Origin of the sequence: Stenotrophomonas sp. 8(2023), from assembly GCF_030345295.1 — a bacterium.
GTDB lineage: Bacteria > Pseudomonadota > Gammaproteobacteria > Xanthomonadales > Xanthomonadaceae > Stenotrophomonas > Stenotrophomonas muris.
In genome coordinates this window covers 1,735,737-1,749,563 of record NZ_CP128404.1, presented here as the reverse complement: position 1 = coordinate 1,749,563, position 13,827 = coordinate 1,735,737, and the positions used below count along the sequence as shown (strand labels likewise).

Below are 13,827 nucleotides of genomic sequence, written 5' to 3'. Positions count from 1 at the left end.
GTCGAGGTCAAGCGATGCCCGCGGTATCGCGCCACAGTGGAGGGACATCCAGGTGCAGCAGGCCGCGCGGCAGTTCGGCATCGCTGCTGTCGCAGCGGACGATGGCGCGGTTGTCGCGGCAGCCGTCCAGCAGGGAGACCACACGACGACCGACCAGCAACGAGCTTGGCCACTCGATGCACGCATTGGCCGCGTTGGCCGGGGTGCACACCGGACTGCAGACTTCCAGCATCTGCGCGCGCACACCCAGTGCCTGCGCTTCCTGGTGCACCACCTGCGCGTACATGCGCAGCGCGGCGGTGGTGATCGAGGTCTCGCCGTAGCCCGCCCAGGGCTTGGCGTTGGCGGGGCTGCCGATCATCACGTAGCGGCGTGCATGCACGTTGTCCTGCAGCAGTGGCAGCAGGTGACGCACCGCGTGCACGTGCGGCATCAGGTCGGCCTGCATCGCCCCCAACAGCTCATCGCCATTGCGGTCGGTCACCCGGCCGCGACGGTAGGGGCCACCCATTGCGGCGATGACCGCCGCCAGCGGACGCGGGCGCTGCGCGATGCGTTCGGCCAAGGCACGTGCCGAGCCGTCATCGCTGAGCGAGCCCAGCAGCGTCTCCAGGCCAGGCTCGTCGGCGAACTGCTCACGCAGCGCCGCCAGCCGACCCGGGTCGCGGCCAACCACCAGCACCGGGCTGCCGGCTTCCAGCAATGCGCCGACCACGCCCTGGCCGACGGCACCGGTGCCGCCGAGGACCAGGACTTCGGGCGTCAGTATCCCATTCACGGGACATTTCCTCCCAAATCCGGGATAGTCCCGATCCGGCGCAGCCGGTCACCCTTGTGCGGGGCCAGGCGGATGGCACCGCCACGCTGCTGACGCATGGGCGCGGTAAACTCACGAAAGTCCTTGTGTACCAAGGAACTCGGACGGGCTTCGACGGTCATCGCCAGGTCCAGGGTGTTCTGGCCGACATGCCGGAAGCGGGCAAGAATGTTGCGCAGGCTCATGGCGAGGGGGCTCCATTTCACGAATGGCGCCACGATAGACCTCAAACCTTTACTTGATTAGTCCTGATTAAGGGGAATAATCATCCCGCTCCCGGTCCAATCGTTCTGTCACGATTGTCCCATCCCCGACGTCCAGGATCCCCGACCATGTCCCACGATCTCAACGAGACGCTGATCTTCGTCAAGGTGGTCGAGCAAGGCAGTTTCATTGCCGCTGCCAAATCGCTCGGCCTGCCCAAGACCACGGTCAGCCGCAAAGTGCAGGAGCTGGAAACGCGCCTGGGCGCGCGGCTGCTGCACCGGACCACCCGCCGCCTCGGCCTGACCGAAGCCGGCTCGATCTACCACGAGCATTGCCAGCGCATCGCGCGCGAGCTGGAAGAAGCCGAAAGCGCGGTGAGCCAGTTGCAGTCCGGCCCGCGCGGCTGGCTGCGCTTCACCGTGCCCTATTCGATCGGCATCACCTGGATCGCCCCGCTGCTGGGCCAGTTCCATGCGCAGTATCCGGAAATCCGCCTGGACATGCACATGGGCAACGAGAAGCTGGACCTGATTGCCGGCGAAGCGGATCTGGCGCTGCGTGTGGGCGCCCTGCCCGATTCCAACCTGGTCGCGCGCAAGCTGGGCAGCCTGCGCACGCAGGTGTTCGCCAGCCCGGCCTACATCGAGCGCTATGGTGAGCCGCTGCATCCGGAAGAACTGCAGTTCCATCGCATCCTGGCGATGCGCAAGCCGTATCACACTGGCAATTCACCGCGCTTCACCTGGCAGCTGGGCGAGAACGGCGGCGAGCTGCGTGACTTCCCGGTCACCCCGCTGATGACCGCCAACGACATGTCTGCGCTTAATGGTGCACTGGTGTGTGGCGAAGGCCTGCTGCTGACCGGTGATGTGATGGCCAAGCCGTTCGTCGAGTCCGGCATGGTACGGCGCGTGCTGGCCGGCTGGACCGGCCCGGAAGTGGACTTCAACGCCGTGTTCGCCGGTGGCCGCCTGGTCTCGCCGAAGGTGCGGGCGTTCGTCGATTTCCTGGTGGAAAAGCTCAACTTCGACGCCAACTACATGCTGGCGCAGTGCCCGGGTGCGAAGCTGGCACAGCAGCAGAAGGCCCAGGAAGACGCGGCGTTGGAGAGCAGCGGCAAGCGCATCCTGGAGAAGGTCGCCGCCTCGGCGGTGTAACCGGCTTCTGTAGAGTCGAGCCATGCTCGACTGCGGTTGGAACGGCGCCGACCAAGGTCGGCATCTACCAGGAGATGAGTTGCGGCATTTCCTTCCGACTGCGCCGGGCGTCCGGTAGATGCCGACCTTGGTCGGCGCCGTTCGGAGAAGCCGCGAACGGGAATGCTGTCGGCGTGCCGAGCAAGCTCGGCACCCACAAAAATGCCGCCTGCAAGGGCGGTATTTTCGTTCCGGCTGCGTGGCTTTCGGTAGATGCCGACCTTGGTCGGCGCCGTTCGGAGAAGCCGCAACCGGAAGCGCTATCGGCGTGCCGAGCAAGCTCGGCACCTACAGAAAATGCCGCCTGCAAGGGCGGCATTTTCGTTCCGGCCAGGCCGGAACAGCAACAACGCTACGCGTTATTGCTTGAGCGGAATCACGCGGATTTCAACGCGACGGTTTTTGGCACGGCCGGCATCGGTGCTGTTGTCGGCAATCGGATACGACTTGCCAGCCCCCAGCGTTTCGATGCGCACGCTCTGCACGCCTTGGCCGATCAGGTACTGCGCCACCGAATCGGCGCGTTCCTTCGACAGGCGGTTGTTGACCGCGTCGCTGCCGATGCTGTCGGTGTGGCCCACCACTTCGATCATGGTCTGGTTGTACTCGCGCAGCGTACCGGCCACACCGTTGAGCGAGCCGTAGAACTGCGGCTTCAGGGTGGCCTTGCCGAAGTCGAAGGTGATGCCGTCCGGCAGGTTCAGCATGATGTTGTCGCCCTGGCGCTGCACATCGATGCCGGTGTTGGCGGTGCGCTCGCGCAGCGCGCGTTCCTGGCGATCCTGGTACTGGCCGACGGCGGCGCCGCTGAGCGCACCGATACCGGCACCGATCAGTGCGTGCTGACGACGCTCGGTGGCGCTGTCACCGGTCAGAAGGCCGGCAGCCACACCGATGGCGGTACCGATCAGCGCGTTGCGGCCGGTACGGTTCTGCTGTTCGGTCGGGTTGCCGTACTGGTCGCTCTGCACATAGGAGCCGCCGGTGGCGCAGGCCGACAGGACGGCCGCACTCATCAGGGCCAGTGCGACGTTGCGGGTGGTGTTGCGGATCATGTGGTTCTCCTTGTTTTCCGGTCGGGTCGGCGGCTTACGGGCGCAGAGAGAATAAACAGCCCGATGCGATGTCGGGATGATGATCGGTCGCGGCAACAGGGCCGCGTTCAGCTAACTGACTGGAACGCTCAGCCCGCGCTTTACCCAGCCCCCGTCTGCCGGTAGGCGGCCAGCGCAGCATCGCGGCCGGCGGCCAGATCCACCAGCGGCGTACGCGGATAGCCCGGGGCATGCGCCGCCAGCAGCAGCGGATGCTGCCACGGCGCGAAGCGCGCCTTCACCGGCAGCGCCGCCAGTTCGGGCACCCAGCGGCTGATGTAGCGCGCCTGCGGGTCGAACTTCTCGGCCTGGGTGACCGGGTTGAACACCCGGAAGTACGGGGCCGCGTCGGCGCCGGTGCCTGCCACCCACTGCCAGCCCATCGTGTTGTTGGCCAGGTCGGCATCGACCAGGGTGTCCCAGAACCAGCGCGCGCCCTGCAGCCAGTGCGCACGCAGGTGCTTGCACAGGTAGCTGGCAACAATCATCCGTACCCGGTTGTGCATGTAACCGGTGTGCCACAGCTCGCGCAGGCCCGCATCGACGATCGGCACGCCGGTGTTGCCGCGCTGCCAGTCATGCAGTTGCGCTGCAGTGGGCGTGGCCCAAGGGAAGCGGTCGAAACGCGGATTGAGGTTGTCGGTCGGCGTCTTCGGGAAGTGATGCAACAGGTGGTAGGCGAAATCGCGCCAGCCCAGTTGCCGCAGATAGCCGTCGATGTCGGCATCAGTGCCGGCACTGCGCAATCTCTCCAGCGCATGCGCGATGCGCCACGGTGCAATCTCGCCGAAATGCAGATGCGGCGACAGCCGCGAGGTACCGACCCGGTCCGGCAGGTCACGCTGCTCGCGGTAACCGCGCAACGCGCCGTCCTCGAACACGGACAACGCCTCCAGCGCGCCGGCCTCGCCCGGCTGCCAGTGCTCCCAGAAGCCGGAATCCCAGTCCAGCGTGGGCGCCAGCCGCAGCTCGTCCAATGCGAGGCCGTCGACCGAGTGCGCGGTCAGTGCCTTCGGCGCGGCACTCAGCGTCGGCAGGCGCCAATGACTGAGTACGTTGCGCCAGTACGGAGTGAACACCTTGTAGGGCTGACCCTGCTGTGTCGCGATGTCCCAGGGCTCGAACAACAGGCTGCCATTGCAGCTCTGTGCGTCGATGCCCTGCTCGCGCAGCGTGCGTTTGATGGTGGCGTCGCGTGCCTGCGTAGCCGGCTCGTACTTGCGGTTCCAGTACACCGCCTCGGCGCCGGTCTGCTCGATCAGCAACTGCAGGGCCGGCAGGCTGTCACCACTACGCAGCACCAGCGACGAACCGCGCGTGCGCAGGTCGGCGTCCAAGGCACCCAGTGAACGGTGGCGCCACGCATCGGAGGCCGCGCCAGGCACCCACTCGCCTTCCTCGTGCGGCGCGTGGAGATAGACCGGCACCACGTCGTGACCCGCATCCAGCGCGGCCTGCAGGGCCGGATTGTCCTGCAGCCGCAGATCACGGCGGAACCATACCAACGCTACCGACACATGCACCGCCTTCGATGTGGAAGGCGGACATGATAGCCAGGGGCGGTGAAGGTGATGCGCGCGTCCGGCCACCCACCCACGGCGGGGTTCTAGCGCTTGAACCGCTGCATGGCCTCGCGGATCACTGACCGTGCCTCGGCGGCGTTGCCCCAGCCATTTAGCTGCACCGGGTTGCGCCCGGCCGGCAGGTCCTTGTAGACGCGGAAGAATGCTTCGATCCGCTGCCGTTCGGCCTCCGGCAGGTCCGCCAGGTCGCGGATACTGGCGTAGGTCGGGTCGACCTTGTCGGTCGGCACCCCGATGATCTTCTCGTCGTGCTCGCCGCCATCGATCATCTTCAGGTAACCAATCGGCCGGAAACGCACGATCACGCCCGGATGCAGCGGTTCGCGGGTCAACACCAGCGCATCCAGCGGATCGTTGTCGCCGGCCAGGGTGCGCGGCATCGAGCCGTAGTTGGCCGGATAGGCGACCGGCATCGACTGGAAGCGGTCCACGTGCACCAGCCCGTCTTCCTTGATCTCGTACTTGGTGAAGCTGCCGGCCGGGATCTCCACCGCCAGGTTCACTTCCTGCGGGGCCTGCGCCGGCTGGGCGACCAGGAAGGGATGCAGCACGGTATCGGCGGCGGTTACCGCACTGGCCAGCAACAGCAGGGACGCGCCGATGGCAGCCAATGGAATGATGCGGCGGGGTGTGGTCATCGGCGTCTCCTCATTCCCAGCAGCGGTCGGCGCGACCCTTGGCGGTCTGCGCACGCGGGCAGTCGCGTGGCGTGATGCGGCCTTCGGTCAACTCCGTGCGCTGCTTTCCACCCTTGGCATCACGACGCAATTCGAAGGCATCGTAAAGACGGCCGGTCACGGTGCGTGCTTCATAGCGCAGGTGCTGCGGGTCGATGTTCAGCACCTGGAACAGCTGGGTGTCCTCGGCCACCGGGTCCATCGTCCTGCGCGCTTCGTCGGAAAGGCGGTACTGCTTCGGTCCGGCCACGGTCACCACATACTGCGGCGTCGCGGCCTGCCCTTCGCCACGGCGGCCATAGGTGTGGTCATGGCCCTGCAGCACCAGATCTACGTTGTGGCGGCGTACCACCGGCAGCAGCACGTCACGCAACGCGGCGTTCTCGCGCCCTTCGCGCGGCGAGTAGAACGGCTGGTGCAGCAGCACGATGGTCCACGCCTGCCGATTGCCGGTCAGCACCTTGTCCAGCCACTGTGCCTGCGCCTTGGCGGTGCCGAGGTCGAGTGCCGATGTGCCATCGACCACGGCCACGCGCACGCCCTGCGCATCGAACCAGTAGCTGGTCTGCTGCGCGGCGGTGGCACCATTGCCCGGCAGCGCGAACGTCACCGGCCAGTGGCGGCCCAGCACGCGGCGCTCCTGCGGGGTGTCCTCGAATTCCTCGAAGTACTCGTGGTTGCCGATGGCCGGCGCCACCAGCGTTTCCTGCGCCAGCCAACTGGTCGCAGCGAACCACTCACCCCACTCGCTGTCATCCATGTTGTCGCCTCCGCTGACCAGGTCACCGGCAAACAGACTCATGCGCGCCTGCGGCGCAGCCTTCTGCGCGGCACGCACCACGCGGCTGACATGGCTGACGTTCTTGTTCTGGGTATCGCCGAAGTACAGCAGGGTCAGCGGCTGATCGGCGCTGGCCAGCGTGCGCAGCTGGTTCCAGGCGCTCCAGCTGCCATTGCCCTGCACACGGTAGACGTACTGGGTATCCGGCTGCAGGCCATCGATATCTGCCCGATGGTGGTGCGACAGACCGTTCTCGGTCTGCAGCGCGCGGGTCGTCGCACGCACCTGGCGGATGCCTTCAATGGCCGGCGAATCTGCGGCCAGCGCGATTTCCAGCAGCGGCGCCTGCACGCTGTCGTCGGTACGCCAGGCCACGGCGAACCCATGACTGGAATCAACCGCCGGCGAGGCGACGATGCGGTCCGGCACCGTCGTCGCCGCGTAGTGGCGGCTACCTGCCGGCACCTGGGTATTCGGTTCGGCCGCCGCGAACGACAGCGACGGCAGCGCCAGCAGCAGGCCCAGCGCCAGCGCGCGCATTACGCACTGCCCGCTCATGCGCCACACTCCAGCGGCAACGCCAGCTGCTTGGCGATGCTCTCCCAGTCGAAGGCCACCACGCCCTGGTCGTCATGTACTGCATACAGCGCACCGTGTGGGAAGCGCGCGCTGGGCTGCTGCATCATCCAGATGCCATCGGTGTTGGCCACGGTATTGCCCTGGAACGCGCCGACCGGCTTCAGTGTGTGCCGGTCGAACAGGTGGAACACGCTGCGCTGCTTGCCCTGTTCGGTGGTGATCCACCAGCCGTCCTTGCCGCAGGTGCGCAGGGTCACGCCTTCGGCCTGGGCCTTGAACACGTCGCGGCCAAAGGTGGTGCCAGTGAAGCGGCCCGCCAGGGTGTAGACCTTGAACTCGCTGGCGTAGCGCTCGTCCTCTTCGGCAATCAGCAGCCGGTCGTTCTCGGGGTCGCCCCAGATCGACTCGACCACGCGCAGTGCACCTGCCTCGGTGGTATCGCCGATGCTGGCCACCAGCTTCGCCTCGACCTTCGCGCCGTCGCGGGTCACATGGTACTGGCGCACGCGCTTGTCCAGCTCGGCCAGCGGCGGCAGGATGTCACGCCCCTGCGCATCCTCGCCGTTGTCCCAGGAATCGGTGACGTAGACGCTGTAGCCATCGGCACGGCGGTCGACCCACAGACCGTACGGCTTGCGCAGGTCGTCCGCAGCGAAGGTCGCCAGCGGCGCGAAGTCCGGCAGGCTCAGCACCTGCACGCGGTGATTGTCGCGCTCGACGATCCACAGCAGGTCGTCGGTCACCGCGATGCCGTTTGGGCGGTCGAACTGCCCCGGTGCGGTGCCGCTGCTGCCGACGTCACGCAGGTGCTGGCCGGTGCTGCCGTCGTAGACCACCAGCTTGTCGGTGGCCTTGGCGGTGGCGATCAGCCACAGCGCGCCGTCCGGCGCGCGCCAGGCCGCCGGCGAGTCGATGTTGTCGGCCGGGGTCATCGGTGACAGGAACGCTTCGGCGATGGTGCTCACCACGCGCTCGCCATTGGCGGCCGGCGCGGCCGCTCCCGCAACCGGATCGTTGCCGGTGGCCGTGCAGCCGGCGACCAGCGTAGCCGCCAGCGCGGCGGCCAGGACAGTGACGCCACGCCCCATCACAGCGCCACCTTCAGGCCCAGCGCATAGGTGCGGCCGTACTCTTCCATCTGCAGGGTGCGCGAGCGGGTGCCCTGGTACAGCTCCAGCGGCTTGTCCAGCAGGTTCTGCGCTTCGAAGTACATGCTCACGCGCGGGGTGAACTTGTAGTCCAGCGAGAAATCGAGCTGGGTGTTGGGTGCCACGTAGATGTCGAATGCACGCCCCTTGCCGATGCTGTCCAGATACTCGCTGCGGTACACGGCCGCCAGACGCGTGCTTACACCGTACTTTTCATAGCCGATGTGTGCGCTGTAGACATGCTTGGAAGCGCGCGGCAGGGTGAAGTCCTCGCCCTCACGTCCCTTGATGCCGGCATCGAACGTGGTGTCCAGCCAGGTGCCACTGGCACCGATCAGCAGGCCATCCAGGCCCTCCGGCAGGAAGGCCAGCTGCTGCTGCCAGTTGAACTCCGCGCCACGCACGGTGGCCTTGCGACCATTGATCGGCTGGGTCACGTCGAATCCACCGTAGGCCGGATCATTGGTCCGCACGGTCTCCACGATGTAGCCATCGATCGACTTGTGGAACAGGCCCAGCGAAACGATGCCGCTGCTGCCGATGTACTTCTCCACCGACAGGTCGATGTTCTTCGACTCGTACGGATCCAGTTCCGGGTTGCCCAGGCGCACTTCCTCGTCACCGCGGCTGTAACCCACGCGCGGCGAGACGTCGCCGAAGGACGGGCGCGATACGGTCTTGTTGGCCGAGGCGCGCAGCACCCAGTCATCGGCCGCGTCATAGCGCAGATGCAGGCCCGGCAGCACGTTGGTGTAGCTGCTGTTGGCCACGCGCGGGGTGACGGTGAAGCTGCGGCCGTTGGCGGCCACGTCCACCTGGTTGCCGACTGCCTTGAAGCGGGTGTTCTCCACGCGCACGCCGCCGATGATGCGCAGCGCGCCCACATCCCAGGTACCCATGGCATAGCTGGCGAAGATGTCCTCGCTGGCCACGTAATCCTCTTCCAGCGACGTCATCGCATTGCCGCCGACATCCTGCGGGCGGGCGCTGTACTGGCCACCATTGGCGGCCCAGAACGCGCGCATCGCAGCCGAGTCCATGCCATCCCCCATGTTGCCGTGGCGATGCTCCGGCGAAGAGGTGGTCCAGCTCGACAGCACCACCTTCGGGCCGACGCGCAGTTCGCGCTCATCGACATTCACGTCGCGGTCGCGCCAGCGGCCGAGCAGGCCGAACTTGATGCTGCTGCTGTCGCCGTCGAAGCGCACGTTGACCTGCGCGCTGTGTTCCTTGTCGTTCACCTGCTTGGGCGAAAGCACGACGCGGTCGAACGCGTAGTTGCCGTTGTCCAGCCACTGCGGGTTATCGAAGCTGTAGCTGGGCAGGCGGCTGCTCTGGTCCAGGGTGCCATTGAAGGCCTTGCCGTTGAGCTTGAAGCGCGCCTCCATCTCGTCGTTCACGCGCTCTTCGGTACGGGTGTAGCCGATCCGGTAATCGACCACGGCGTTGGTCAGCTTGTTCTCGCCACCAAGACTGGCCGCAAAGGTGTTCTCCTTCTTGGTGCGGTAGCGCATGCGCTTGTCGATCGAGTCCTTCGGCATGCCATCGAGCCGGTACTGGTCGGTGCCGGTCTTGACCATCTTCGCGTCGTCGAAGTTGAAGATCACGCGCTGGCGGGTCTCCGCATCGTCGAACTGGCTGTACAGCGTGCGCAGGTAGTACGTGCTGTCTTCGTTGGGGCGCCAGTCGAGGTTGAGGTTGGCACCGATGCGCTTGCGCTCGATCTCGTACTTGCGGTGCTGCAGGTTGATCGCGGTCACGTCACCGGGGGCGGCATCGTCCTCGCCGTCATATTCCACTTCGGTGTTGTCCGACTCGAACTTCCGCTTCTGGTAGTTCACGCCCAGCGCCACGCCGAACGTGTCGTTGAACACTTCGCTGTAGTTGAAGGCGGCCTTGGGGCTGGTCTCGCCGGACAGCTGCTGGTGGCTGCCCTCGATCTTGCCGCGCAGGCTGCGGCCGTCGCGGTCGAAGGCCGACGCCGATTCCACCAGCACGGCGCCGCCGATGGCATCACCGGGCATGTCCGGGGTCGGCGACTTGACCACGCGCAGGCGCTCGGTGGAGTCCGATGGGATCACGTCCAGCGGCGCGGCGCGGCTGGAATCTTCCGGCGTACCGATGGCGATGCCATCCACGCTGACGCTGTTGAGATTGGCATCCAGGCCGCGAATGACCACGAAGCGGCCTTCGCCCTGGTCGCGGGTCACGCTGACGCCCGGCAGGCGCTGCAGTGATTCGGCCACGTTCTTGTCCGGATACTGGCCCAGGGCATCGGAGGACACCGCGTCCTCGATGGCGTCGCTGCTGCGCTTGAGGTCGACCGCGCGGATCTGCGATTCGAGCTGGGCGCGCACTTCGATACGGTCCAGGTCGACCGCGTCGGCCGCCACGGCGCCGGTAGCGGCTACCGCCTGTTGCCCGGCAGCCTGCAGCGGTGCCGCGGCCCCCATCGCCAGGGTCAGGGTGATGGCAACGGCCAACGGAGTCTTGATATGCACTGGGAATCCCCATTCCTGTTAAGAATGGGTCTGCACGGTATGTCCGCAAGGTTGCATGGCCGTGACATGCGCCTGCACATTTCATGTAGATCAGATCCAGGCCCGGTTTGGGGTTCGACACGCCAATCCGGCAAAATGGCCTCCTCTCTCCTTTCCCCCCTTCCCGACCATGAAGATCGTCGAAGTGCGCCACCCGCTGGTGCAGCACAAGATCGGCCTGATGCGCAACGCTGCGCTCAGCACCAAGGATTTCCGCGAACTGGCCAACGAGCTGGGTACGCTGCTGGCCTACGAGGCCACCGCCGACCTGGACACCGAGCCGCACACCCTGCCCGGCTGGGCCGGCCCGGTGACGGTGCAGCGTATTGCCGGCGCCAAGATCACCGTGGTGCCGATCCTGCGTGCCGGCCTGGGCATGCTCAGCGGCGTGCTGTCGCTGATCCCGGCGGCCCGTGTCAGCGTGGTCGGCCTGCAGCGCGACGAGGAAACCCTGCAGCCGGTGCCCTACTTCGAGCGCCTGACCGGCCGCCTGGAAGAGCGCGACGCGCTGATCCTGGACCCGATGCTGGCCACCGGCGGCACCCTGATCGCCACCATCGACATGCTCAAGCGTGCCGGTGCCCGCCGCATCAAGGGCATCTTCCTGGTGGCCGCGCCGGAAGGCATCGAAGCGGTCAAGGCCGTGCACCCGGACGTGGAGATCTACACCGCAGCCATCGATGCCCAGCTCAACGACAAGGGCTACATCCTGCCGGGCCTGGGCGACGCCGGCGACCGCATCTTCGGTACCCGCGTCGGTTGATCCGGTGAACCGGGGTCAGAGCCCTTTCACAGCGAAAGGGATCCGACCCCAACATCGCGGGGGTCGGACCCCTTTCGCAGAAAGGGCCCTGACCCCACCACCCCGCATTCCGGCCTACAGCCCGGCGGCGAAGGCTTCCAGCTGGTCGATGGCGGTGTTCCAGCCGTTGAAGAAGCCCAGCTGCTCATGCTGGTCACGCAGGGCCTTGTCCGGGTGCATCACCCGCGCGGTGTAGCGGCAGCCCTGCCCCTCGTCCTCCATCGTGATCACGGCGGTAAAGCCCAGCCAGGGTGACTGCGGTCGCCAGCCCGCACCCAGCATCGAGGTGAACACCAGGCGCTGCTGCGGCACGATCTCCAGGAAACTGCCCGGATTGTCACTGCTGCCGCCATCGGGACCCTGCATGAAGGTGTGGAAGGCCCCGCCGGGGCGCAGGTCGAATGCGCGTACCTCGGTGGTCCACGGCTTCGGGCACCACCACTGGCGCAGCAGTTCCGGGTCGGTCCACGCCCGCCACAAGGCGGCGCGCGGTGCGTTCAGCACACGGCAGATCACCAGATCGGTGTCGGGGTTGTTACCTGCGTCTACGGCCATGGGCCTGCTCCTGTCGGTGAAGGGTTTCGACGAAATCGACCATGCGGTCGGAACGCGCTTCCCAAGCCGCACGCTGTTCTGCGAGCCATTGTTCGGCCTGGCCCAGCCGCGCCGGCACCAGTTCGCAGGTGCGTGTGCGCCCCTGCTTGTGGCTGCGCACCACGCCGCTGCGCTCCAGCACGGCCAGGTGTTTCATCAGCGAGGGCAAGGCCATCCCGAAGGGTTCGGCCAGCATCGACACCGTGCGCGGCCCCTGCCCCAGCGCCGCTACGATCGCGCAACGGGTCGGGTCGGCCAGTGCCTGGAAGACGTCTTCAATGGCAGGATAATACTTACCCATATGGCTAACTAATACGCCGGTCTGAACGTTGCCGCAAGCAGGCGCGGCACTGGCGTGATTCTTCACGTGGCCTTGCCGGCCCGAAGCGAATGCTCCGCGCACCCGCCACCTTTGGAGCTCCCGATGAAAGCCTCTTTCCTGCTGGCCGCCGTCCTGCTGGTCGGCCTGCCCCTGGCTGCCAACGCCACCACCCCTCAGCAGCAGCGCATGGCCGAATGCTCGGCCAAGAACAAGGGCTTGAAGGGTGATGCCTACAAGACCGCGCAGAGCTCCTGCCTCAGCGGCCACGCCGCCGAGACCAAGGCGGTCAATCCGCAGCAGGAACGGATGCGCAAGTGCAACGCTGACGCGGGCGCGAAGAAGCTGGCCGGTGATGCGCGCAAGACCTTCATGAGCAGCTGCCTGAAGTCGTCATAATCGTCGCGTCCGGATCGAACGCCATCCACGCATGGCGTGGATCTGCCACCGTCAGTGAAAGGCCGGGCATTGCCCGGCCTTTTCATTACCCCAGGGCGCGCGCCTTCAGCTCGCCCTGTTCGTGCAGGGTCACGAAACGTCCCTTGTCATCACGGCCCAGCTGCGCCAGCGCCACCTGCGGGTCGTGGGTGAAGAACAGCCGCACGTTGCGCGCCAGCTTGTCTTCAAGGAACTGCCGCTTCTCGTCGATCAGCAGCTCGGCGTTGCGGTCGTAGCCCATGGTGATCGGCACGTGTACCCATGAGCGCCCCGGGATCAGGTCGGCACAGAACACCACGCCACCATGCGCACTTTCGCCGGCATGCGCGTGACCGACGATCTCGGCCAGCATCAGTCCCGGCGTATGCCCGTCGCTGTAGCTGAAGCGCACGCTGCGGCCAAGTGCCTTCGAGTATTCCCCGTCCACCACTTCCAGCCGGCCACTGGCCTGCAGCAGGCCCGGCAGTTCCGGAATGAAGCTGGCACGGTCGCGCGGATGCGGCTGCACGGCGCGCTGCCAATGCTGCGCACCGACCACATAAGTCGCATTGGGGAACAGCAGTTCCGGCTCTCGCCCTTCGCTCCATGCCGCCAGCAGGCCACCGGCATGATCGAAGTGCAGGTGGCTGAGCACCACCACGTCGATATCCTCGTGCTCGAAGCCGGCTTCGCGCAACGAATCGATCAGTACGTGCTGGCTTTCCTGCACGCCGTAGCGCTCGCGCATGCGCGGATCGAAGAACGCCCCGATACCCGTTTCAAACAGCACGGTCTTGCCTTCCAGCGGACTGGCAAGCAGTGCGCGGCAGGCCAGCTCGATGCGATTGAGCTCGTCCGGCGCCGCCCATTTTTCCCACAACGCACGCGGTGCGTTGCCGAACATCGCGCCGCCATCGAGGCGCTGCGAGTTTCCACGAATAGACCAGAGTTTCATGCGTCGATTATCGGCGCCGGCCCGTTAAATAATCGCTAGAAAGGAAACAGAAAACCCCGCCGGCAAAGGCGGGGTTTCGGTAATCTGCCGGATTGCCGGCCAGCAGCCGGCGCTACCG

The 13,827-nt window shown here is 66.2% G+C and carries 14 protein-coding genes; 3 read left to right on the top strand and 11 right to left on the bottom strand.

Features of this window, described 5'->3' with window-relative positions:
• Positions 1 to 7 precede the first annotated feature (7 nt).
• Positions 8 to 778, bottom strand: a complete 771-nt coding sequence (locus QP609_RS08210; protein WP_197621194.1) for an SDR family NAD(P)-dependent oxidoreductase — start codon at positions 776 to 778, stop codon at positions 8 to 10.
• Complete coding sequence (locus QP609_RS08205; RefSeq protein WP_041863314.1) at positions 775 to 1,002, bottom strand: hypothetical protein; 228 nt, start codon at positions 1,000 to 1,002, stop codon at positions 775 to 777. Before QP609_RS08205 ends, QP609_RS08210 begins: the two co-directional genes overlap by 4 nt.
• Before the next feature lie 147 nt (positions 1,003 to 1,149).
• Here QP609_RS08205 and QP609_RS08200 point away from each other — a divergent pair, with 147 nt between their 5' ends.
• Positions 1,150 to 2,181 (top strand): LysR family transcriptional regulator, encoded by a 1,032-nt coding sequence (locus tag QP609_RS08200; protein WP_032959145.1) that lies wholly within the window; start codon positions 1,150 to 1,152, stop codon positions 2,179 to 2,181.
• 398 nt (positions 2,182 to 2,579) lie between these two features.
• Here the strand turns inward: QP609_RS08200 and QP609_RS08195 are convergent, their stop codons facing one another.
• The 6 genes from QP609_RS08195 to QP609_RS08170 form a co-directional block, all read right to left on the bottom strand.
• Positions 2,580 to 3,275, bottom strand: coding sequence for an OmpA family protein (locus QP609_RS08195; RefSeq protein ID WP_014646784.1), 696 nt, complete (start codon positions 3,273 to 3,275; stop codon positions 2,580 to 2,582).
• Between the two features lie 140 nt (positions 3,276 to 3,415).
• On the bottom strand, positions 3,416 to 4,831 hold the full coding sequence (locus tag QP609_RS08190) for a deoxyribodipyrimidine photo-lyase (protein WP_046430020.1): 1,416 nt from the start codon (positions 4,829 to 4,831) through the stop codon (positions 3,416 to 3,418).
• 89 nt (positions 4,832 to 4,920) lie between these two features.
• Entirely contained in the window at positions 4,921 to 5,535 is a 615-nt protein-coding gene (locus QP609_RS08185) for an inorganic diphosphatase (RefSeq protein ID WP_014646782.1), read from the bottom strand.
• Between the two features lie 10 nt (positions 5,536 to 5,545).
• Entirely contained in the window at positions 5,546 to 6,913 is a 1,368-nt protein-coding gene (locus tag QP609_RS08180) for a metallophosphoesterase family protein (RefSeq protein ID WP_053496001.1), read from the bottom strand.
• Positions 6,910 to 8,022 (bottom strand): phytase, encoded by a 1,113-nt coding sequence (locus QP609_RS08175; RefSeq protein WP_197606400.1) that lies wholly within the window; start codon positions 8,020 to 8,022, stop codon positions 6,910 to 6,912. The genes QP609_RS08180 and QP609_RS08175 overlap by 4 nt, the downstream gene beginning before the upstream one ends.
• Positions 8,022 to 10,583 (bottom strand): TonB-dependent receptor, encoded by a 2,562-nt coding sequence (locus tag QP609_RS08170; protein ID WP_111206158.1) that lies wholly within the window; start codon positions 10,581 to 10,583, stop codon positions 8,022 to 8,024. The genes QP609_RS08175 and QP609_RS08170 overlap by 1 nt, the downstream gene beginning before the upstream one ends.
• Before the next feature lie 169 nt (positions 10,584 to 10,752).
• Here QP609_RS08170 and upp point away from each other — a divergent pair, with 169 nt between their 5' ends.
• The gene (gene upp / locus QP609_RS08165; RefSeq protein WP_005409099.1) at positions 10,753 to 11,385 is read left to right on the top strand and encodes a uracil phosphoribosyltransferase; all 633 of its coding nucleotides are present in this window, start codon (positions 10,753 to 10,755) and stop codon (positions 11,383 to 11,385) included.
• Between the two features lie 114 nt (positions 11,386 to 11,499).
• Here upp and QP609_RS08160 read toward each other — a convergent pair whose 3' ends face one another.
• Both QP609_RS08160 and QP609_RS08155 read right to left on the bottom strand, forming a co-directional pair.
• Positions 11,500 to 11,979: an SRPBCC family protein gene (locus QP609_RS08160; protein ID WP_289213928.1), complete on the bottom strand. Its 480-nt coding sequence runs from the start codon at positions 11,977 to 11,979 to the stop codon at positions 11,500 to 11,502.
• Positions 11,960 to 12,385 (bottom strand): metalloregulator ArsR/SmtB family transcription factor, encoded by a 426-nt coding sequence (locus QP609_RS08155; RefSeq protein WP_289213927.1) that lies wholly within the window; start codon positions 12,383 to 12,385, stop codon positions 11,960 to 11,962. Before QP609_RS08155 ends, QP609_RS08160 begins: the two co-directional genes overlap by 20 nt.
• A 57-nt stretch (positions 12,386 to 12,442) precedes the next feature.
• Between QP609_RS08155 and QP609_RS08150 the strand changes: the two genes are divergently transcribed.
• Positions 12,443 to 12,736: a PsiF family protein gene (locus tag QP609_RS08150; protein ID WP_046430010.1), complete on the top strand. Its 294-nt coding sequence runs from the start codon at positions 12,443 to 12,445 to the stop codon at positions 12,734 to 12,736.
• A gap of 85 nt (positions 12,737 to 12,821) precedes the next feature.
• Here the strand turns inward: QP609_RS08150 and QP609_RS08145 are convergent, their stop codons facing one another.
• Positions 12,822 to 13,709, bottom strand: a complete 888-nt coding sequence (locus QP609_RS08145; protein ID WP_019338337.1) for an MBL fold metallo-hydrolase — start codon at positions 13,707 to 13,709, stop codon at positions 12,822 to 12,824.
• Between the last annotated feature and the right edge of the window lie 118 nt (positions 13,710 to 13,827).

Coding starts and splice junctions, on each gene's coding strand:
- QP609_RS08205 (WP_041863314.1), bottom strand. CDS start 1,002: ATGAGCCTGCGCAACATTCTTGCCCGCTTCCGGCATGTCGGCCAGAAC.
- QP609_RS08200 (WP_032959145.1), top strand. CDS start 1,150: ATGTCCCACGATCTCAACGAGACGCTGATCTTCGTCAAGGTGGTCGAG.
- QP609_RS08195 (WP_014646784.1), bottom strand. CDS start 3,275: ATGATCCGCAACACCACCCGCAACGTCGCACTGGCCCTGATGAGTGCG.
- QP609_RS08185 (WP_014646782.1), bottom strand. CDS start 5,535: ATGACCACACCCCGCCGCATCATTCCATTGGCTGCCATCGGCGCGTCC.
- QP609_RS08180 (WP_053496001.1), bottom strand. CDS start 6,913: ATGAGCGGGCAGTGCGTAATGCGCGCGCTGGCGCTGGGCCTGCTGCTG.
- QP609_RS08175 (WP_197606400.1), bottom strand. CDS start 8,022: ATGGGGCGTGGCGTCACTGTCCTGGCCGCCGCGCTGGCGGCTACGCTG.
- upp (WP_005409099.1), top strand. CDS start 10,753: ATGAAGATCGTCGAAGTGCGCCACCCGCTGGTGCAGCACAAGATCGGC.
- QP609_RS08160 (WP_289213928.1), bottom strand. CDS start 11,979: ATGGCCGTAGACGCAGGTAACAACCCCGACACCGATCTGGTGATCTGC.
- QP609_RS08150 (WP_046430010.1), top strand. CDS start 12,443: ATGAAAGCCTCTTTCCTGCTGGCCGCCGTCCTGCTGGTCGGCCTGCCC.
- QP609_RS08145 (WP_019338337.1), bottom strand. CDS start 13,709: ATGAAACTCTGGTCTATTCGTGGAAACTCGCAGCGCCTCGATGGCGGC.